Here is an 18502-nt window from a genome sequence, read left to right on the forward strand (position 1 = left end):
GAAGACAACTGTAACTTCATGAACGGTGGAACCACGAGCGGTTTTGGCATTCTTCTGCTGAGGTTCACGTGTTGCAAATCCAGGGCAGGGTTCTTTCCAAAACTTGATGGAAGAGCCGCCACTTTCGGATGAGGTTGCCTTATATTTCCAAGCCCCCGACCTTGGTCAGGCCGTGACAATCTTGGTCAATGAGCTGCTGCAGATCACGTGAAGCATCAGCTTCGGCGATGAAACCGAGACCAGCACGTTGAAGACTGACATTTCGAGATACTTGACGAGAAAAATTCATAGCTGTCCCCTGAAAGCTTCTGGTGGCCAGGATGGCCGAAAGTCTGTCAAATGGGGAACACAAGGATAAGCCGATGCAATTGCGCAACGGGTATTAAACCGACGCCAATACTAGGCCTTGCTTGTGCTCCACTGGGTAGTCGGTTTGCGTATCATGGTGATATTATCCTTTTGCTTGAGCGTTTAAGCTCAGGGCGCTGCATATGGCAGCATTTCAATTTGATTGCAATATCTAAATTTGAGTTAACCATATAATAATTTTATCGGCTCTATTGGGATGAGTATCAGACTTTTCGTTGTGAGGTGCACCTTAACGGTTCGGTATCAGCGATGGGAAACAACTTTTCCAATGGAGGTTATATGGCTGGTCGGATCATGGAAGCGGATGTATTCGGTACGCTGGTGCACGCTACCGCATACAACGGAGGACCTGCTCATTGTCCGTATTGCGGCATTCGCCTTGTTCATATGCCCCCTTATCAAAGGCACAATGCTGCGGTTGGCGCTTTCTACCGGCGTCGGGCGGGAGTTTCGCATGGCGTTTGCAAATACAATGAGAGCCAGCGAGTTAACCGCATCGTTCGATTTTCCACTGAATTCTCCAACCAGCAACCTATCGCGTTGGGTAATGACGGAAAGGCTAAATTTCTTCTGCAGGTAATCGGAGGAATCCTGCGATTAGAGAAATCTGGCTTACTCCCAGAAGCTGTACGTGACGCTGAAGGAAACGTAGTGATCAGTCCACAGAGAGTGAGATCGCAGTCGTTACGCACAGCGAAAGCCATTCTGGGGCTAGTTAGCAGAATTGAGAATACTGCGGAGCTTAGCGAATTGATCAATTTGGACCATAAAGGAAGGACAATTCCGTGGCGAGATTTCTATTTTCCATCTGACAGAAATCTGCGGCTTTATCGTCAGGCAAATAGAGGAATTGAATTTCCAATTGCGATGGAGATAACCGTCAAAAAAGTTTTTCCAAAGGAAAAAAAAGCGAACTATCTTATTAATTGTCATGGAGAACATATCGACGAAAATGGAAGTATGGTCTATTTCGCCCCCACGATCTGGGTAAGCGATCCGGTCCTAGCGGCGCTATTCGTAGAAAGCGGAACATACCTAATTTTTGCAGCGGTAAACAATATTTCGTCAAATGGGGCTTTCAGAAATTTAAATATAACAGTTAATTCTAGGCATCAAGTATGTCGCGTTCGAACAGAACACTGACCGGTGTAACTATCGGTTTAGAAATCATCGTGAACGATAAATTATTATCTATTAGTGACTCTAAGCCGCCGGGAAGATTAACGCCATAGTCAATATCTCCGTTATCAAAAACTCTTATTATATGAACATTCCTGTGATCTACATTTAAAATTTCGCCATCGGTAAGTTCAACTACTGCTCTATCGCAGTAGGTGCTTAATAGATTAACTTTTTCGGCGATCTGGGCAGCAAGATGTGCGTCCCTATAGGGACCAATATCGAAATAACACTCGAATTGTCCTTTTTTCCAACGTGTATCTATGCTATATGCTAAAAACATTACCAAAACCAATTTTTCTAATAGTAAATATTAATAAATGAAATTCCCATCGGCGGAAATGTGAAATTCATTTATTTATTGAATAATTAGATGTCAGAAGTTTAGTGATCCGATTTATTGCAGGATTGTAAAATCTATCTTTCAGGAAGTTTGTCATGGTTTTTGCATTTTACACTGACGTCGTCTCGACAAACCCCATGTAAATAAGAAGTGATATAACGTCGTAATTACTGAAGTCTGTCAATTGATCGTATTTCCTGGAATTTGACGCCATTCTCGTACAGATATGCAGCAAATACTTGGGCTGTATCGTGATTCAATTAGCAGGTTATTCTGCGGTTCAATAGATACCTATTCGCGCAGGAATATCCTTTTCAGTTGCCTTTCGTTGAGTGCCGAATAACGTTCAAGCTTCGCGGCAATTGCGGAAACGGCTTTTGCTTTTTTCTCGATGATGTCGACCGCTCTGTCAAACTGAGTTTGAAGGATTTCATTCACACGCTGTTCGAGGTGGGAATTTTGACGTAACAGGTTGTCGTCGCACAAATTCATTGTAGCTAATAAAGCTAGACCTTTGCCAAAGCCGAACGAGGCTTCCATTCGAATTGCAATTCGGGTCGCTTCTGCTAGATCAGAATGAGATCCGCCGCCGCTGCCATCACTGATCTCCCCAAACACAACCTTCTCGGCGGCTAACCCACCCAAAAGTGTGCAAATCTGAGCATCGTACGCGGTTCTGGTTGTGAGAATTCTATCTGCACGAATTTGCATCAATGTGCCACCAAGGTTGCGATCACTGTCTCGGAAGGTTCGCCTCAGATGAACCGAAACTGGTTTGATGCCTGTCACATCAAACAATTCATCTGCAACGACAGCGTGCCCGGCTTCGTGAATGGCTGTTCGACGGATGTCTTGAATACATACCGGGCGCGGAGAAGGAATATTGATGGCAAGGTCTGACGCACTTAGAGGGGCTTTCCTCGCTCGTGCACGGCTCCGTGCTTCTCGCACCAGTCGGGCAATGTCTGCACCAGACGCACCTTCAAGCCTAACCGCGATTTCAGAAATGTCTTCCCCTGGCAATGCGTCTCGCAAATGGTATTTGAGGATTTGCTCCCTTCCGACTGCATCGGGGAGGGGGATGTGGACATGCCGTTCAATTCTTCCAGAACGAATGATCGCCGGGTCAATTGCATTAATATCGTTGGTCGCTGCAACTACGACGACACCTTCTCTACCATCCAGCCCATCCAGGCACTGCAAAAATCCATTGATAACCTGCCGCGCGTAATTGGAGTTTCTTCCAGAAAGCTGGGATCGTGTTCCGAAACTGTCAACTTCGTCGACAAACAAGATGCATGGCGCTTGCCGTTTCGCCTGCTCAAATGCACGAAGCATCGCTTTGAGGAGGTCGTCTAAGCTACCTTTGGCCTGCCATTGGGCTAGAGAGTGCGCAAACAAGGGGACTCGGCACGTTCCAGCTAATGCGCGAGCAAAAAGCGTTTTGCCTACACCTGGAGGGCCACAGAGTAACACGCCGCGATCAATATCCTCCCAGTCCAATTCTCGCTTGGCGAAAAGAGCAAGATCTTCTGCGAGCATTTTTCCCCAAGACGCTGCTTCCCCATAGCCTGCGATATTGTCGAGGTTGATCTCGCTTTTTGTGCAGATCGCTTTTGATCCTCTGGTCACGCGATCAAGCTTGCGTTGAACGTCCTGATCGCTCCATGATTGACAGATCATCGAAGCCAGGATGCGTAACGAGAATGGGGCAGGGACAGGCAGATCGGAAAATCGAGGCGGAGTTCGAAGACTTTCTTTCGCAATCGATTCACACAGGGAGCCATCGAGTTTCATTTCGATGATATCGTCAGCGGAGTCCAATACTTGTTGTGGTAAGGAAGTTACGTGCGGTGCGAAATAGACCGTCTGCTTGTATGTGACATGGTCATCACCGAAATCAAAATGATCTCGCTTTTGGGCGGTTAACTGGATGACGCTTCGCTGTGATGGCCGTTTCGAATTGTAATAGTCCAACCGACCAAGGGCCTTCTCAAAGAGCTCCAAGTCATCTGGATGTTCACATGTGATAACTAGGTCGAACACTCGGCCCGCGAGCAAATCATGAAGACCGCGCCTTCGGATTTGCCGAGTAATGTGCGCCACCGCAAGGCGCAAAGCCAGGCCTTCTGGCGTCTGTTGAAAATTCTGCATTCTGTTTTCTCACAAGGTTTCACAGTATTGAAAGATGGAGATCGGCAGTTGCAGTGCGATATTCGAAACATTGTCATGGGCGTTGCCTCTAAAAATTATCGCAGGCCTCTGACTTTGGCGGGCTTACCAAGTCGATAAAATCGCGAATACGTACGCGCAAAGTGCAGTTGCGGATCGACATAAAACAGTTCGCTGGTCGTAATCAGCCTGCGGCTACCCAGTTTCGGATGCTCTAGAACCATTCCCTCCAGGCAAGGCAAGGCGCGGGTCGTTCGAACCCAATCGTTAAGAAGCGGGCTGTTATCCAGAAGATTAAGGTCAGGTTGTTTCCCCTCACGTAAAAGCTTGAGATCGTTGACCAATTTGTCGAGCGTACTGATCGTTTCAGTTAAATAATTCAGATTGTTCATAGGTAAGATTCCTCATTATCGGGCGCGAAAACGCCGATTTGCATCATTCAGGTTCGTGCAGGTGAATTAGGCTCGGGAAACTCGGGTTTCTGGGCTTATTCTCTCAGTGAGATCGAAGCTGATCTCGCCGGAAAAATACAGGGTCGCAATGGTCGACATCGGATCGGCGGTTCCGCGTACCAATTGGATACAATATTTGAGCGGAAGTGAGCCGTCCTCATCGAGGGCAGTCAGTAAGCGTAGGCGATCAGCAAGTGAAACCGTCGATCTGAGCGCATAGGGCAACAGATCGACCGCATTCGCAATGACTTCAGCTTTATCGTCGTGCTTGTAACTGACGCAGTCGTAGTGCCAGCCATCAGTCTCGGCGGCTTTGATTACCCAATCTGGCAGTGATGTCGCGTCCACGAGATAATCACCGTCATTTCGTTGAATTGCGAAATCAGGAACATGATAACCGTCGCCAAATCGCAGCAATACAGGCAAACAGGCCCAGGCATGCACATTGGGATCTAGGTCAAATAGGCATGCCAGATTGCGTGCTTGTTGCGAACGGAAAAGGGGTTCGCCATGGCACTTCAGAACCTGCGACGGTGGGAATTTATAAGCAGACGCGTTTAGTCGGACGTCTGCGAGAATACGGTCGGTAATGGATTGGAACATTGAAAAGAGTTCCTCTGATCGCGACGGCTAAATGTCAGCCGTCAATGAACAACTGGTTCGGCAATCAGATGAAACGTATTCGAAGCACGCAGCTAACATCGCGCTCTGCAGAGCGCGATGTTAGCTTCGGGGAGGGGTTGAGCGCGTGTTTCATACGAAGAACATAACAGGAACAAACTGCGAGAGTCAAGCCTTCACGTTTGGATTAAAATGGCCCACATGCCACGTATCCGTTATCGGATTGCATAAGCCAGGAAGTTTGAACCATTCGTGGATTTGCAAGAAATCGCTAACATTCGCCGTCGCGATGGGAATTCCATACCGTATGGAAGCTGCTGCGATCTGAAGGTCTTGTCCCAGCTTGGGTTTCTTTGAGTTGGGGTCAGGGATCCACAGCGATTTCAAGGCAGGGACAGAAAGCATTCGACCAATTATCCGGGCAGTCTTAGCATCGTGATCCAAACACATAAGGTCACTAGCGAGCAGTTGCTCAAGCCATTCCTCAAGTGCATTTGCGCGAGAGGAGCCGCAAGACCGCAGATTTTCAATGCCTTTCTGGATTTCGATGACCGTTGAAATCGAAATGGCGAAATAAATATCCGGAAATGTCTTTACCCATGTGATAAGTTCGGTTGGCGGATTCTTGTAAGCAAATTGACTTAGGATACATGTATCTAGAAGCAGTCGCTCATGCGTGTTCATACTGCACTCGCAAGCTTGATTAGCTGGATATTTTCGTCGAAGCAATTGACAAGAATTTGGTAAAATAAGGATTAGTAAACCGAACGGTGGCTCGTACAGCTGCCGTTATCAAACATTGGATAGCGTCTAGATGAAGACTGGAAAGATTTGGACGATTGATGAGTTTATTTCAGATACGAGCAATGTTTTGTCTTCTGCGGCTGTAAATGGGCCGCAGTTTTTAGTGGCGAATGGTAAAACTTATAGAATAGAAGCCGTCGAAGACGCTGAAGCTGATAAGGTCAGAGATATACTGAGCGACGGTGGTCCTTTGGAGGACGGCGACAGACTGGATTGAGCGGGTTTTCGATTGCCTTGGCTCTCCGTGTTTTTACGTTGCCCGAAGATGGGGCTTGAGTTCTTAACTTTGCTCTGACAAGAGGCTGTTAAATGGATCAAATTTCTATTTGACGGTCTCATCAAGCGGGTGATTTTTTTCTTGCACTAACCATCAGAGTCCATCCGCAGTCATTTTTCTCAAGATAATCGCGCAGGGAATGTCCTACCAAAGGCCGAATTGCTGCGTTTAGTTTTTTGGACGTTAGTACACGGCGGAAACCTTTATGTGCAATCGGCGTAACGGATCGCAGCTCGCAAATTGAATACCGCGCTTCGACGAGTTTGGTAAGTTCTTGGCGGTCGACCCATCGTCTGATCTGTCCCTCTCCCGGTGGTGGGAGGCTGCAATATTCTTCCAATACCAGACGGTTTTGAGTTGCCAGGAACAATGAGCCATCTGTTTTTAAAAGCTCCGATATTCTGCTCAGGAATAATTGTTGATCTGCGACGTGGGAGAGGACCTCCAAGGTTACGATGACGTCAAAGGAATTCATTTCAAAGGGGAGTTCGAAAAAATCTCCCGCCGTAAATTTCACATGTGGCCATTTTTGTTGTGATCTCTGAAGAACGGTTTCGGCAAGATCCGTCCCATGAACATTTCCAAATTGCGAAAGTTCGTTGCAGAGCCAACCTGTACCGCACCCGACCTCCAATATATTCAGGTCCTTGCGGTTGAGCGATTTAAGCCAACTCAACACAACTTCGGCTTGGCGATTTGAAATTTCCGTGAGCTCGTGTTCGCGAGTACGCGCGTTCCAGTCATCCCAAAATCGTTGCTGTCTTGCTATGCTTGTCATGCTGTCAGTTTGAGGTGTGATCTGTAAAAGGAACAGTGCTCAGAAGCGTTAGGTTCTTACTGCTTTCGACTATGTAAATAGATACCAACACATTCCAGCGAACGAACTGAGCAACAGCAAAGGGATCATTTTCATCCGGAATACGAATGCTGATATGAGACTTGCAACGGTCAGCAGGAGGGCTGGTACATTTAGCGTCTGCCAAACCGGAACCCATGCACCGATCCAACCGTAATGGTGTTCCACGACCTCCTGAAACAGCACATGGATGGCGAACCAGATAGCAAGGTTCATTATTACGCCGACGACGGATGCGGTTATGGCTGTGAGCGCCGCCGAAATTGCCTTGTTCCCGCGTAATGTTTCGATGAATGGTGCACCGAGGAATATCCAGAGAAAGCAGGGCAGAAACGTCACCCATGTGGTCAGAACAGCCGCCAATGTTGCCGCCATGTATGGATTCAGGTCGCCTGGAGAACGATAAGCGCCGAGAAATCCGACGAACTGAACGACCTGGATCAACGGTCCAGGCGTCGTTTCCGCCATGCCGAGACCATCGAGCATCTGGCCTGCTGTGACCCAGCCAAAACGTTGGACGGCTTCCTGAGCAACGTAAGAGAGAACAGCATAGGCTCCTCCGAACGTGACCATCGCCATTTTGCTGAAGAAAATTGCGATCTGGGAAAAGACGTTTTGCGGGCCCAGACCGATGTATAAGGCGAGCACCGGGCCGACCCACAAAGACAAAAACACCAGAGAAATGCTGATCGACCATCGCAAATTGGGTGCCGCGTGGTCCGGAGTGTTTTCTCCAATGACCGAATCCTTGTCTGCAAGCGCGTTGACCGCACGCTTATGACCACCGCCCGTTTGAAAGCTCCTCGATCCAAAATGTGCCGCGATCAAGCCGATTGTTCCCGCCATAGCTACGATCAACGGGAAAGGAAAACTGAACAGAAATATCGCCAGAAACGCAGAGACCGCGATGGCAATCAGCGCATTATTTCTGAGGGCTCTTTGACCTATACGCAGGACAGCCTGGATCACGACTGTCAGCACGGCTGCTTTCAATCCAAAAAGGAAACCTGCAATCGCTGTGATATGGCCGAACGCCACATAGGTCAGGCTCAAAATCAGGATGGACAGGAATCCTGGCAGGACAAAGAGAATTCCAGCGACCAGACCACCTCTGGTTTTATGAAGAAGCCAGCCAATATAGATGGCAAGCTGATGCGCTTCGGGCCCAGGTAAAAGCATGCAGTAATTGAGCGCGTGCAGAAATCGGTCTTCGCCGATCCACCGCTTTTCCTCGACGATAACCCGATGCATTACGGCAATTTGGCCTGCAGGTCCGCCGAAGCTCAGTGCCGCTACTCGCGCCCATACACCCAATGCCTCGCCGAACGGAATTCCATGGTCAGGAGTAGATGGTGGCGTTTGGATACGGGATTGGTTCACAGACACGTTCATTATTGACCTCCCGGCTTGCCAGAGGGCCAATTATGGGTTTCGTCAACAGCATCACGCGCCCATCGATAAAATGCGTCATAGAGCAACAATCCTGCGTTCAATTGCTCCAGATCATCCTTGAACATGCGAGACAGACCAAGAGAGGCCGCAAGAAGACCTGAACACTGGGGGGCCAGATCAAGCCGCGCTGTGTCTGCACCTCGTACAATTGTCGCCAGTCTGTCCAATGAAGGTGTTTTCAGCCCGAATTCTTCGATCATAACGTCGAAAGTGCACAAATCCCCGCGATGGCTCCAGAAAACCCCTTCGATATCAAAAGGGGTCGCGTCAAACTTGTCTGCTACCTCAAGGACTTCCTGCGCACCAACAAACAGGAATACCGCGTCGGGATCGATGAAGCGCTTTATCAGCCATGGACAGGCAATACGGTCAATCTTTGGGCGTGCGCGTGTTACCCATACGGTTCTGTTCTGATGATCGCGGTTTGGCAACCGTTCAAGGTTGACCACAAAAGCATTTGACGCGATCCAGGCCTCATAGCCGCCTTCGAGCGTCTCTGCTTCGATTGCTTTGTGCCTGAGCCAGGAAGCAGCTCCCTGACAGAGCTTTTGGCCTTTCTGACAATATATGATGACCTGTTTGTCCTGAAACTCATCAGCCCAGTTTTCGACCGCAAGAGCGTCTCGATTGACTGCGCCTGGAATGACACGTGGGTCTCGCCTCAGATCGTCGTCGTTGCGAACGTCGACTATCCTCGGTGCGTCAGGCATCCCGATCAGACGGATTAATTGCGATGTGGTAATTTCTGTATTTGACGGCATAAACGTCCACTCCCTCAAAAGGGTCAGAGGACGCGATATTTGGGCTGCCGCCTCACGGGGTAACCGCGATCAACCCCTTGGATGAAATTTTAGCACCATTGCGGATCCACTGGCAATAGTACTGCAGCGGCAAATGATTCATCAGATCAACGAGAGAATTTGCTAAATTTACCCGCCCGGATGTGTGTCGCTGGATGATGGTCCGTGCATAATGCCGAGCGGGTAAATAAGATCACCACGTTTTTGAAGAGTAATGGCTTACTTGCGCCCGATAAATCGGTCGAAGTAGCTCATGCATTATTTTCTGGGGTATCGTCTTCTTACGCTGAATCGTTGATCCGCCAAGTTCCTTGGAACGCTCAATTATGCCAGCCGGAACGACAGAAAGGATATCAATATGAGTAATCCATCGCATTTGTAGAAACGTATCGACGGGACGATCAAAGCGTTCTGTGGCGGCGAGAAGCTTGACCGCTGCTTTATTACTAATTAGCTGCGCCATCATTCGAAGCCCAACTACACGTGGTCGAATTAGCTTCACGTCATCGTCGTGAAACAGGACGTCGCCGTGTTCTCGATCTGCGCGTACAGGAAAGCGGATCATCGTTCCTGGTCGACAGTGAGTGATTGCTACTTTCAAAGCGTGGTTGAACTGGTCTGTGACACCAATATCGTCTTCAAATATAAGAGCAGCGTCCAGCCCACGATCAACGATAGCTTGCCAAGCCTTTCGATGTGAAAGAAAGCAAGCAATTTCGTTGTTGTTTAACTTGAACGGATAATGAGGTTTGTGAAGTCTCTCGCTATACGAATGGCGAAGCGTGGACGAACCGATCTCTCGTCCATCACATGCCGGAATTATCTCTGTTTTGAAAGAAAGCGCATCTATCAGCGCTTCGACCTGAGATTTTCGTTCGATTGCTCTCGATAAATGAATAATAAAGGCTTCAATGTTCTTCATGGGGGAAATCTTTATCTACGAATTCTCGCCCAGAATGAGATGTCATCTGGATGTACATCAGCGAGAAATTCAGTCAGCTTTGCCTCGTAATTCGTTTCCCATGGAAAGACTGGCGTCTTGGAAACGGAACTACGTGATTAAAAATTGCTCAAGGCAGGACGCTGGGGGGTCTGTCGATGTCAGCCAGGAGTTCAAACTCCGAAAAATCAACGTACTGTCCAGGAAAATGGCAAGAGCGGCCTATGGAGTATTCGCCCAGCGGGTATCGTTGCTGTTCGTGATCGCCATCATGATGGTGCACTTTAACAGTAGGTGCCGGGTTGAGGGTTCTTTCTGAAATTAACTGCTCGACGCTATAGATTTCGGTCGCGGCGCGGTGTTCGATATCCATACTATGGTTTTGTGCAATGACCTGTGGCGCATGAAAAAAGATTGAGAGCAGTGTCGCCCATAGAAACAGGTAGTGTGAGAACCGGGCCATTTTTAGCTCGCGATCTCACGAACTGCGACGAGAACAAGTATTAAGCCAACCAGAATCTCAATGGCGCGCGATAATCTTTCCAGTAGATGGGATTTGTTCTCCACGAGATGGGCGACGCCGTGCCTGAATAGCACCGTTATCAAGGCGAGCAGTGATAGTACGATGCAAATTCCGATCATCATCGCGAAAGCAAAGGCTATTCCCGCCTCGGGGACGCCACGCGTGATCGAATAGGTCATTATGAAAAGCGTCAGGGGACAGGGGATCAGGCCTGCGAAAAACCCAAATGCCAATCCTTCACCCTGATCGTGCTTATGGGGGCGTCCTCTCAACGCGCGGAATATCATCCACGCGCCAATAAGACCCATCAGGCTTCGGCTTACTCCTTCCAGAAGTGGTGCGCGTCCTACGCTCCCCAGCGTGACCGAAATGAGCGGCAATGACAAAAGCGCAATTACGACGGAAAGTCCCACATGCGTAACCGACAATGCGGCAGAAACTGCCAGCGCCCTCAAGGCACTCAACGGAGACGCGGTCAGATAAGTGGCCAGAAGAGTTTTGCTGTGACCAGGCGTCAGCGCATGGGCCGCGCCAAACAAGATGCCCATGGGCAGATAAACTATGAACGATGCCCAGTCGCGCGCATCGGCAAACGTCTGGATGTGTCTGGCGAACGCGAAATAAATCTCGCGCTGAAAACTGACCAGATCCTGGAACAGGCCCATCATATCAGCTTCAAGGTCGCCACGCTCAGAGCGACATAACGACCAACCTTTCCTATAGCCACAAGAATAATGAAAGAAGGCAACGGTTCACGCATTACGCCTGCAACTACAGTCAGAGGATCGCCAACAACCGGGAGCCAACTGAAGAGCAATGACCATTTCCCGTATCGACCGTACCAGCCTTGTGCCCGAGCCAGCGAGTTCTCACTCGCTGGAAACCAGGAACGATCCTTGTAATGCTCAATACCTCGACCAAGCATCCAGTTAATCAGTGCGCCAAGTATATTTCCAAGGCTCGCGACCGCCACCAACAGAATCGGCGAAAGCTTTTCGCTGGCAAGCAAGCCCACCAGAACTGCTTCAGACTGCATCGGCAGAATAGTTGCGGCAACAAGCGCACTGAAGAACAGCCCGGCATAGGATAGCAGCTCTGTCATCCGACTGCGTCATCTCTCATTGGGGAGCTTGGCCACTGAGGATGATGGCTGTCAATCACATAAGTATGTGAGTGCTTGTGACCCTGACCCACTGGTGTTGCATCGGTGAGATGAGGATGATCATCATCAAGCCCGGTGTGGGTGTGCTCGACCTCGTCAGGATCGGAGGCTGGCCAGACAATGGTCGCGATTGCCAGCGCGACAGCGGCGACGCTTGCAAGGATGGCAAATGTAACTGGCATACCAGCTTTCGCACCAAACCAACCGGCAACAGGATAGGTGATAAGCCAGCAAGCATGTGAAAGAGCAAACTGCGCTGCAAATATGGCTGGACGATCCTCAGGGTGGGCAGATCGGCGCAACAATCGCCCGGATGGCGTCTGGGTCAGGGAATAGCCTAGCCCAAGGATAAACCAGAGTGGTAACAGGTACCAATAATTGGAAACGAAGGTTCCAACGAACAGTCCTGCTATGAGAATTGTTGCCCCTGCAAACATAGCACGACGATCAGCAACATCTTCGAGCAGTCGAGGAAGAACGAGCGCCGCGATCATCGAACCGCCTCCGAAGGCGGCGAGTGCAACTGCCATGGATCTTTGATCGAGACCAAAGATGCCCTGGACAAGAACAACTGTATTGACGATCACCATAGCACTCGCTGCGGCAACCGCCAGATTAAGCGCGAGAAGACCTCTCAGGCGTGGAGTGGCGAGATAAATTCGCATCCCCCGCGTGGTGCGGTCATAGATACCGCGTTTTTCTGTTGGTTTGGGACTTGGAAGAACAACGGAAACAACCAGGGCGGCTGACGCCAGAAATCCGACGACAGTCCCCGCAAACAGGCTGTGAAAACTGATGACGGTCAATAGAGCGGCGGCCAGCATTGGACTAACGACGCTTTCCAGATCGTAGGCTAGTCGCGACAATGACAAGGCACGTGTATATTCTTTTTCGTCGGGCAAAACGTCCGGGATGGTTGCCTGAAACGTTGGTGTAAAACCTGCGGACGCTGATTGAAGCACGAAGATCAGGACGTATATCTGCCAGATTTCAGTGACGAATGGCAATAACAGTGCGACCGCTCCTCGAACAAGATCGAGACAAACGAGCATTGTCCTTCGTGGCAAACGGTCAGCAAATGCGGCCGCGATTGGAGCGACGCCGACATAGGCGATCATTTTGATAGCCAATGCAGTACCTAGTACTGCGCCTGCTTCATTGCCCGCCAGATCAAATGCGAGAAGGCCTAATGCAACAGTTGCAAGCCCAGTGCCAATAAGGGCTATGACCTGGGCGAGAAACAAATGTCGATATGTACGGTTTCCCAGAATTTTCAGCATGTTTCGGATCTTCCGAGTTAGACAGGCGGAGTACCTGAGGCTTGTTGAGCAAGCCCGACCCAGCCGTGATAGCCGACATACAGGCCGACAGCTATGATCAGGAGACTGGAGAAGTAGGGAGCCTTGCGAGCAACCGTCGAGAACCAGCTCCAGCGTTTGGTCGCTTGCCGAACGCTAAGAGCGGCAAGCGCACCTACAGTTACTAGCGTGATCGCAAGCCCGATGGAGAAGCAGAGCACGAGAGTGAAACCGAGAGTGAGCTCTTTCAGCTGAAGGCAAAGAAGAAGCACCGTGATTGCAGCGGGACACGGGATCAGGCCACCAGTGAGGCCAAACAGAACGATCTGCCACGTCGTCACGTTACGATCAGCAAATTTTCGCCTGATATCGTTCGCATGGTCCAATTCGTGGGCGTCCTGATATTCACCCGTGGTAACTTCGAGACCGCGCAATTCCTCATGTATATGGTCGTGGCTGTGATCGTGCCCTTCGACAAACGACAAATCATAAGCATGGCTATGATGATCGTGGGTTAGTTCAAGGCGCACCATGAATTCATGCGGCTCGGGAATTTCATCCAGCGATTCGATGTAATCGCCCTTGTCGAGGAAATAGAATGTCTGACGGGTGCCGTCTGGACGTTCTGTTTCCAGCGTAACTTCATCTGATGCCCATTGATGGCCGTGCATCGATTGCAAGCGCCAACGAGGAGGCACACCGACTTCAAATATTTCTACGATAATGCGCCCATGCCCCGTGTCGATTTCTCGCTTTTCGGCATGGCTATGATCATGATGACCGTGATCATGGCCCGAAGCGAGTTTCGCTCTCTTTTGATCAATCCAGGTTCGCCAGAACATCCAGAGCGCGATAAAAATGATGATCGCCGCCGAGGCGAGCTGGAAATAGGGTTCGAACGTTTCTGCATCGACACCTTGCCAGAGATACATTCCACCAAGCGCGATACCCCACACGACTGCCGTATGCGAAGCAGTCGCAGCCAGCCCCAGAAGAATTGCCTGTGTTACGGTGCCGCGTACTGCAACGATGAAGGCGGCCATCATCGTCTTGGAATGGCCAGGCTCAAGACCGTGCAATGCGCCCAGGAGGATTGCGCTGGGAATGAAGAGCCATGCATGGCCGGAGCCTTGCTGTAAAAGTTCTGCAAACGAGGGCATTGGATTGGCTCACAAGTAGCGTGTGATTTCTTTGAAATCGTCGATGGATTTTCGTTGGTCTTTTTCGAGCGGCCCGACGACGTCTTCCAGACAATGGTCCAAATGATCCTGAATGAGTGTTCGCTTGGCCTGACTGATCGCTTTCTCGACAGCGTGCAATTGCTGAGCGAGATCGAGACAGGGACGTCCTGCTTCAATCATCTCGATAACGCTTTTCAGATGACCGCTGGCGCGTTTCAGTCGCTTTACGATCTCAGGATGGGTTTCGTGACTGTGTAAATGTTCGCTCATGCCTTTATCCTATCCCCCTGGAGGGGATATATCAAGAAACTAAATTCGCTATCAGGACAATTGAATAATGGACCGTTAACGAATTGGTGACTATGAAATGGGCATGTTAACCGGATTAACGAGAAACCTTTGCTGCCTTATAGCTGCTTTTGCAGTTGCGATAGCGCTTGTCTTCTCGACGGTGAGCATGGGTTCATCTGTAGATTCGACACCTATCGTTGACTTGTCAGCACAAGCCCATCACCATTTAGACATGCGTTCAGACGTTTCCTCGTCCGAGCACTCGCATGAGGACGCTTCTTCATCCGAGGGCTTCGTCGGTCACAGTCACGGACATAGTCCGGATCACTCTCATGAAGTGCCTGCATTTCTTGAGCGGCCCATGATTGGCTTTATAGATGGCGGCCAGCGATGGATGGTCTCATTGACTGATCGCGGCGTCATAGACAATCGCCCAATTTTGGAACGTCCGCCCAGATCCATTTAAATCGCTCGAAGGACCGCGAAGGCGGCATTTTCACGATAATTGGACTCTGGAGTTCACAATGTACCATTCGGAAATCCGAAATGGACCCTTTGCCATGCTGTGGCAAAGACCATGGCTTTTGCCATTTTTAACAACACTGTTGCTTTGCGCAGGCGTAGGCAGTTCTTTCGCACACGCTGTCGCGGAAGGCGATAAGGGCTATATTCAGGAAATAAGCGGCGTCAACATCCTGCCGTTTATCTATCTCGGTGCAAAACACATGGTAACGGGATACGATCATATCCTGTTTCTGTTTGGCGTTATTTTCTTTCTGTACCGTCTAAAGCATATCGGTATTTACGTAAGCCTTTTTGCGATTGGTCACTCGACGACCATGTTGCTCGGTGTGTACTTCAATATCGGGATTAACAGTTACATTATCGACGCCATCATCGGCCTATCCGTGGTGTATAAGGCGCTCGATAATATGGGCGCATTTCAGCGTTGGCTCGGCTTTCAGCCGAATACCAAGGTTGCAACACTGATCTTCGGCTTCTTCCACGGCTTCGGTCTCTCAACCAAGATTATCGAGTACAATATCTCTCCTGATGGCCTCGTTCCGAATTTGCTCGCCTTCAATGTCGGGGTGGAAATCGGACAATTGCTGGCTCTCAGCATGATCCTCATCGTGATGGGATATTGGCGCGGGACGCGCAGCTTCTGGAAATACGCCTATACCGCAAATGTAATGATGATGTGCGCCGGGTTTGTGCTGATCGGATATCAGCTGACCGGACTATTCGTAGCTGCCTGAGGAGTTTTCAATGTATAATACTGATCTTCCAAACAGGGTTGATCTGCCAACCTCGGCCCAATTGAAGCGCTCCACATTCCTGGCGGGACTGAGCGCAATTGCTATTCTTGTTACAGTCGTTCTGCCTTCCGAATATGCCATTGATCCACTCGGAGTCGGTCGGGTACTCGGTCTGACGGAAATGGGTGAAATCAAGACCCAGCTGGCAAAGGAAGCTGCAGACGACGCAGCTGCACAGTCTGGTGTGAAAGGCCAAGCGTCGGCGAATGGTGAAATGAAAGCCATATCCCAGCGTCTGGATCGTATCGAAATGATGATCGTTTCGATGGGAGGAACACCCGCCGCAGAAGCCCCCAATGATCCCGTCCAGTTGGAACCGGCACCGCAAACAACTGCTGATCCGGCACCGTCTGTCGAGAGGTTCGGCAATGTTGACACAACCGAGACCACGGCGGCAGTAACTGCCGCACCTTCTGGCCGAACCGATGAAGTGTCATTCACACTCTCGCCTGGAAAAGGGATTGAAGTCAAACTGGTCATGAAGGAGGGAGCAAAAGTAGATTTCGCCTGGACGGCGAATGGCGCTGTTGTAAATTTCGATGCTCACGGGGATGGCAGTGGAAACAAGATTTCCTACGAGAAAGGAAGAGGCGTCGGCGACGACTCGGGCGTTCTCGAAGCAGCATTCACAGGCAATCACGGCTGGTTCTGGCGCAACCGAACCGACAACGATGTGACCATTACGTTGAGAACCAGTGGCCAGTATTCAGACATCAAGCAAGTAATGTAAGGTACTTAATCAGACGCCGTAGCCTACGGCGTCTGATTACATTTTAAACCTCAGTTGGCATAGCCAGATGTCAAAACTTCGGTCTGTGGAGCGAAACGTTCGGATCCCCACGCTCCCTGCGCCAGGATGCGCGGAAAGGGGGTGTCTGGAGGAACGAAGGACGGACTTACGTTCAGCATTGATAACGTACGCCTGAAGATATCGCCTGTGACCGGCACGGCATTCCAGCCAGATGTTCGAAAGCCAAATGTTTCTGGCAACGGTTTAGGTTCGTCCAGTATCGTCAGGAACAGATATCTTGGCTTCGTCATTGGAACGACACCCATAAATGCCGTTAATACGCGGTCACTCGAATATCGACCTTCAACAACCTTTTCAGAAGTCCCGGTTTTACCGCCAATATAGTAACCTTCAACGTCCGCTTTTTTGGCAGATCCAATTTCTGCATTCAGTCGTAACAGGAATCTTATAGCTTCTCCCGTTTCATCAGAAACAACATTCTGTTGAATTACACGATCATCGACAGTCGCCCCTTTCAAAAAAGTCGGTTTGATCAGACTTCCACCATTTATTAATGATGCTATCCCCATGCTGGCTTGCAGAGGCGTCACCGCGATGCCATGCCCGAAAGACGCGGTAGCTGTAGTTAATTCTGCCCACCTTGCAGGCAGGATTGGTCTGGCACTTTCCGGAAGTTCGGTCGTCAGCCTGTCGAATTGCCCCAGTTTACGCAAAAACTGTTGGTGTCGATCAGGTCCGATTGTCATCGCCATTCTGCCCATAGCGATATTTGACGAGTGGATGAAGGCTTCCGGAATATTCAGCGGCCTGTTTTGGCCCCTGTAATCCCTGATGGACATTCTTCCAAAACGCAGGGGTTGGCTGGCATCAAGTACAGAATTAATATTAAACATACCACTATCCAAGGCCATCGCGGTCGTCATCGCTTTGAACGTCGACCCCATTTCGTAAGTGCCAACGTTAATTCTGTTGATGCGATCCGGTTTTAAAGCATCAGCTGGCGAATTCGGATCGAAATCAGGAAGCGACGTTAATGCCAATATTTCGCCATTTGTCACATCAAGAACCAATCCAGCAGCGGCCATAGCTTGAAACTTGGTCATTGCGGTGTTTAGTTCCAGCGTTAATGCGTGTTGAATCCGGATGTCCAAAGACAGACGAATAGGTGAAAGCGCTGCATTGCTGGGGGCTATTCCAGCTGCTCTCAGATCACCCAATCCCTGGTTATCGATCCACCTCTCGATGCCCGCGATCCCGACATTGTCGATGTTCACCGCACCCAACACGTGTGCCGCCAGAAGACCATTCGGGTATAGGCGCTTTGTTTCATCCCTGTATCCGATTGCAGGAATACCTTGAGCCCACAGGCGTTCTTTTTCTGCTACTGTGGCTGTTCTCTTAATCCATGCAAAACCACTGTCGGAACTTAAACGTCTGTGCAGATCCTCACTGTCCAATTCCGGGAAGACCGCTGTTAGCTTTTCGACAGCTTCGTCAACATCAACGATGCGTCGAGGTTCTGCGAAGATTGATACGCTAGGAATATCCATCGCGAGTATTTGCCCATTTCGATCCACAATATTTGGACGTGCGACAGAAGGAGGAACCTGGGCATAGGTTACAATTGGCAGTTCTAGTGTGCCGTAATAAAAAAGACGAGCGCCGATCACTCCGTAAATTGCTACAAATATAGCAATGATCACGAGCATTCT

At 49.7% G+C, this 18502-nt stretch carries 20 protein-coding genes; 4 read left to right on the top strand and 16 right to left on the bottom strand.

Features of this window, described 5'->3' with window-relative positions:
• Positions 1–139: 139 nt before the first annotated feature.
• Positions 140–289 carry a hypothetical protein gene (locus OHI65_RS06175; protein WP_158295673.1) on the bottom strand — a complete coding sequence of 50 codons (150 nt, stop codon included), beginning with the start codon at positions 287–289 and terminating at the stop codon, positions 140–142.
• Positions 290–648: 359 nt separating this feature from the next.
• On the opposite strand from OHI65_RS06175, the gene OHI65_RS06180 reads away from it, so the two are divergent.
• Positions 649–1512, top strand: coding sequence for a hypothetical protein (locus tag OHI65_RS06180; RefSeq protein ID WP_140018857.1), 864 nt, complete (start codon positions 649–651; stop codon positions 1510–1512).
• A 670-nt stretch (positions 1513–2182) separates the two neighbouring features.
• On the opposite strand, the gene OHI65_RS06185 is transcribed toward OHI65_RS06180, so the two are convergent.
• The 4 genes from OHI65_RS06185 to OHI65_RS06200 all read right to left on the bottom strand — a co-directional run bounded on the left by OHI65_RS06185 (position 2183) and on the right by OHI65_RS06200 (position 5820).
• Positions 2183–4045, bottom strand: coding sequence for an AAA family ATPase (locus OHI65_RS06185; RefSeq protein WP_123218518.1), 1863 nt, complete (start codon positions 4043–4045; stop codon positions 2183–2185).
• A 95-nt stretch (positions 4046–4140) separates the two neighbouring features.
• The gene (locus tag OHI65_RS06190; RefSeq protein ID WP_123218517.1) at positions 4141–4455 is read right to left on the bottom strand and encodes a DUF6634 family protein; all 315 of its coding nucleotides are present in this window, start codon (positions 4453–4455) and stop codon (positions 4141–4143) included.
• Positions 4456–4521: 66 nt separating this feature from the next.
• Complete coding sequence (locus tag OHI65_RS06195; RefSeq protein ID WP_123218516.1) at positions 4522–5118, bottom strand: hypothetical protein; 597 nt, start codon at positions 5116–5118, stop codon at positions 4522–4524.
• 186 nt (positions 5119–5304) lie between these two features.
• Positions 5305–5820 carry a type II toxin-antitoxin system VapC family toxin gene (locus OHI65_RS06200; protein WP_123218515.1) on the bottom strand — a complete coding sequence of 172 codons (516 nt, stop codon included), beginning with the start codon at positions 5818–5820 and terminating at the stop codon, positions 5305–5307.
• A 130-nt stretch (positions 5821–5950) separates the two neighbouring features.
• Between OHI65_RS06200 and OHI65_RS06205 the strand changes: the two genes are divergently transcribed.
• Complete coding sequence (locus OHI65_RS06205) at positions 5951–6157, top strand: hypothetical protein (protein WP_123218514.1); 207 nt, start codon at positions 5951–5953, stop codon at positions 6155–6157.
• 121 nt (positions 6158–6278) lie between these two features.
• Here the strand turns inward: OHI65_RS06205 and OHI65_RS06210 are convergent, their stop codons facing one another.
• The 10 genes from OHI65_RS06210 to OHI65_RS06255 all read right to left on the bottom strand — a co-directional run bounded on the left by OHI65_RS06210 (position 6279) and on the right by OHI65_RS06255 (position 14699).
• Positions 6279–6995, bottom strand: a complete 717-nt coding sequence (locus OHI65_RS06210) for a class I SAM-dependent methyltransferase (protein ID WP_123218513.1) — start codon at positions 6993–6995, stop codon at positions 6279–6281.
• 69 nt (positions 6996–7064) lie between these two features.
• Entirely contained in the window at positions 7065–8465 is a 1401-nt protein-coding gene (chrA, locus tag OHI65_RS06215) for a chromate efflux transporter (protein ID WP_123218512.1), read from the bottom strand.
• Positions 8465–9286 carry a chromate resistance protein ChrB domain-containing protein gene (locus tag OHI65_RS06220; RefSeq protein WP_123218511.1) on the bottom strand — a complete coding sequence of 274 codons (822 nt, stop codon included), beginning with the start codon at positions 9284–9286 and terminating at the stop codon, positions 8465–8467. The genes chrA and OHI65_RS06220 overlap by 1 nt, the downstream gene beginning before the upstream one ends.
• A 232-nt stretch (positions 9287–9518) precedes the next feature.
• Entirely contained in the window at positions 9519–10247 is a 729-nt protein-coding gene (locus OHI65_RS06225; protein ID WP_123218510.1) for a glycosyltransferase family 25 protein, read from the bottom strand.
• 148 nt (positions 10248–10395) lie between these two features.
• A complete protein-coding gene (locus OHI65_RS06230; RefSeq protein WP_140018858.1) occupies positions 10396–10728 on the bottom strand; it encodes a hypothetical protein in 333 nt (110 codons plus the stop codon).
• Positions 10729–10730: 2 nt separating this feature from the next.
• Positions 10731–11447: a sulfite exporter TauE/SafE family protein gene (locus tag OHI65_RS06235; protein ID WP_123218528.1), complete on the bottom strand. Its 717-nt coding sequence runs from the start codon at positions 11445–11447 to the stop codon at positions 10731–10733.
• Positions 11448–11452: 5 nt separating this feature from the next.
• The gene (locus OHI65_RS06240; RefSeq protein WP_123218508.1) at positions 11453–11890 is read right to left on the bottom strand and encodes a YqaA family protein; all 438 of its coding nucleotides are present in this window, start codon (positions 11888–11890) and stop codon (positions 11453–11455) included.
• A complete protein-coding gene (locus tag OHI65_RS06245; RefSeq protein WP_123218507.1) occupies positions 11887–13230 on the bottom strand; it encodes an MFS transporter in 1344 nt (447 codons plus the stop codon). Before OHI65_RS06245 ends, OHI65_RS06240 begins: the two co-directional genes overlap by 4 nt.
• A gap of 17 nt (positions 13231–13247) precedes the next feature.
• Positions 13248–14408: a nickel/cobalt efflux transporter gene (locus tag OHI65_RS06250; RefSeq protein ID WP_123218506.1), complete on the bottom strand. Its 1161-nt coding sequence runs from the start codon at positions 14406–14408 to the stop codon at positions 13248–13250.
• Positions 14409–14417: 9 nt separating this feature from the next.
• Positions 14418–14699, bottom strand: coding sequence for a metal-sensing transcriptional repressor (locus tag OHI65_RS06255; RefSeq protein ID WP_123218505.1), 282 nt, complete (start codon positions 14697–14699; stop codon positions 14418–14420).
• Between the two features lie 545 nt (positions 14700–15244).
• Between OHI65_RS06255 and OHI65_RS06260 the strand changes: the two genes are divergently transcribed.
• Both OHI65_RS06260 and OHI65_RS06265 read left to right on the top strand, forming a co-directional pair.
• A complete protein-coding gene (locus OHI65_RS06260; protein WP_123218504.1) occupies positions 15245–15979 on the top strand; it encodes a HupE/UreJ family protein in 735 nt (244 codons plus the stop codon).
• Between the two features lie 10 nt (positions 15980–15989).
• Entirely contained in the window at positions 15990–16769 is a 780-nt protein-coding gene (locus tag OHI65_RS06265; RefSeq protein ID WP_123218503.1) for a hypothetical protein, read from the top strand.
• 50 nt (positions 16770–16819) lie between these two features.
• On the opposite strand, the gene OHI65_RS06270 is transcribed toward OHI65_RS06265, so the two are convergent.
• Positions 16820–18499: a peptidoglycan D,D-transpeptidase FtsI family protein gene (locus tag OHI65_RS06270; RefSeq protein ID WP_235894801.1), complete on the bottom strand. Its 1680-nt coding sequence runs from the start codon at positions 18497–18499 to the stop codon at positions 16820–16822.
• Between the last annotated feature and the right edge of the window lie 3 nt (positions 18500–18502).

This window comes from Brucella sp. MAB-22, assembly GCF_025908475.1.
In the GTDB taxonomy this organism is placed as follows: domain Bacteria; phylum Pseudomonadota; class Alphaproteobacteria; order Rhizobiales; family Rhizobiaceae; genus Brucella; species Brucella anthropi.

Excerpts from the sequence above, each read along its gene's own strand:
- OHI65_RS06200 (WP_123218515.1), bottom strand. The coding sequence starts at position 5,820 with ATGAACACGCATGAGCGACTGCTTCTAGATACATGTATCCTAAGTCAA.
- OHI65_RS06175 (WP_158295673.1), bottom strand. The coding sequence starts at position 289 with ATGAATTTTTCTCGTCAAGTATCTCGAAATGTCAGTCTTCAACGTGCT.
- chrA (WP_123218512.1), bottom strand. The coding sequence starts at position 8,465 with ATGAACGTGTCTGTGAACCAATCCCGTATCCAAACGCCACCATCTACT.
- OHI65_RS06260 (WP_123218504.1), top strand. The coding sequence starts at position 15,245 with ATGTACCATTCGGAAATCCGAAATGGACCCTTTGCCATGCTGTGGCAA.
- OHI65_RS06205 (WP_123218514.1), top strand. The coding sequence starts at position 5,951 with ATGAAGACTGGAAAGATTTGGACGATTGATGAGTTTATTTCAGATACG.
- OHI65_RS06270 (WP_235894801.1), bottom strand. The coding sequence starts at position 18,499 with ATGCTCGTGATCATTGCTATATTTGTAGCAATTTACGGAGTGATCGGC.
- OHI65_RS06185 (WP_123218518.1), bottom strand. The coding sequence starts at position 4,045 with ATGCAGAATTTTCAACAGACGCCAGAAGGCCTGGCTTTGCGCCTTGCG.
- OHI65_RS06245 (WP_123218507.1), bottom strand. The coding sequence starts at position 13,230 with ATGCTGAAAATTCTGGGAAACCGTACATATCGACATTTGTTTCTCGCC.
- OHI65_RS06250 (WP_123218506.1), bottom strand. The coding sequence starts at position 14,408 with ATGCCCTCGTTTGCAGAACTTTTACAGCAAGGCTCCGGCCATGCATGG.
- OHI65_RS06255 (WP_123218505.1), bottom strand. The coding sequence starts at position 14,699 with ATGAGCGAACATTTACACAGTCACGAAACCCATCCTGAGATCGTAAAG.
- OHI65_RS06195 (WP_123218516.1), bottom strand. The coding sequence starts at position 5,118 with ATGTTCCAATCCATTACCGACCGTATTCTCGCAGACGTCCGACTAAAC.
- OHI65_RS06180 (WP_140018857.1), top strand. The coding sequence starts at position 649 with ATGGCTGGTCGGATCATGGAAGCGGATGTATTCGGTACGCTGGTGCAC.
- OHI65_RS06210 (WP_123218513.1), bottom strand. The coding sequence starts at position 6,995 with ATGACAAGCATAGCAAGACAGCAACGATTTTGGGATGACTGGAACGCG.
- OHI65_RS06220 (WP_123218511.1), bottom strand. The coding sequence starts at position 9,286 with ATGCCGTCAAATACAGAAATTACCACATCGCAATTAATCCGTCTGATC.
- OHI65_RS06240 (WP_123218508.1), bottom strand. The coding sequence starts at position 11,890 with ATGACAGAGCTGCTATCCTATGCCGGGCTGTTCTTCAGTGCGCTTGTT.
- OHI65_RS06225 (WP_123218510.1), bottom strand. The coding sequence starts at position 10,247 with ATGAAGAACATTGAAGCCTTTATTATTCATTTATCGAGAGCAATCGAA.
- OHI65_RS06230 (WP_140018858.1), bottom strand. The coding sequence starts at position 10,728 with ATGGCCCGGTTCTCACACTACCTGTTTCTATGGGCGACACTGCTCTCA.
- OHI65_RS06190 (WP_123218517.1), bottom strand. The coding sequence starts at position 4,455 with ATGAACAATCTGAATTATTTAACTGAAACGATCAGTACGCTCGACAAA.
- OHI65_RS06265 (WP_123218503.1), top strand. The coding sequence starts at position 15,990 with ATGTATAATACTGATCTTCCAAACAGGGTTGATCTGCCAACCTCGGCC.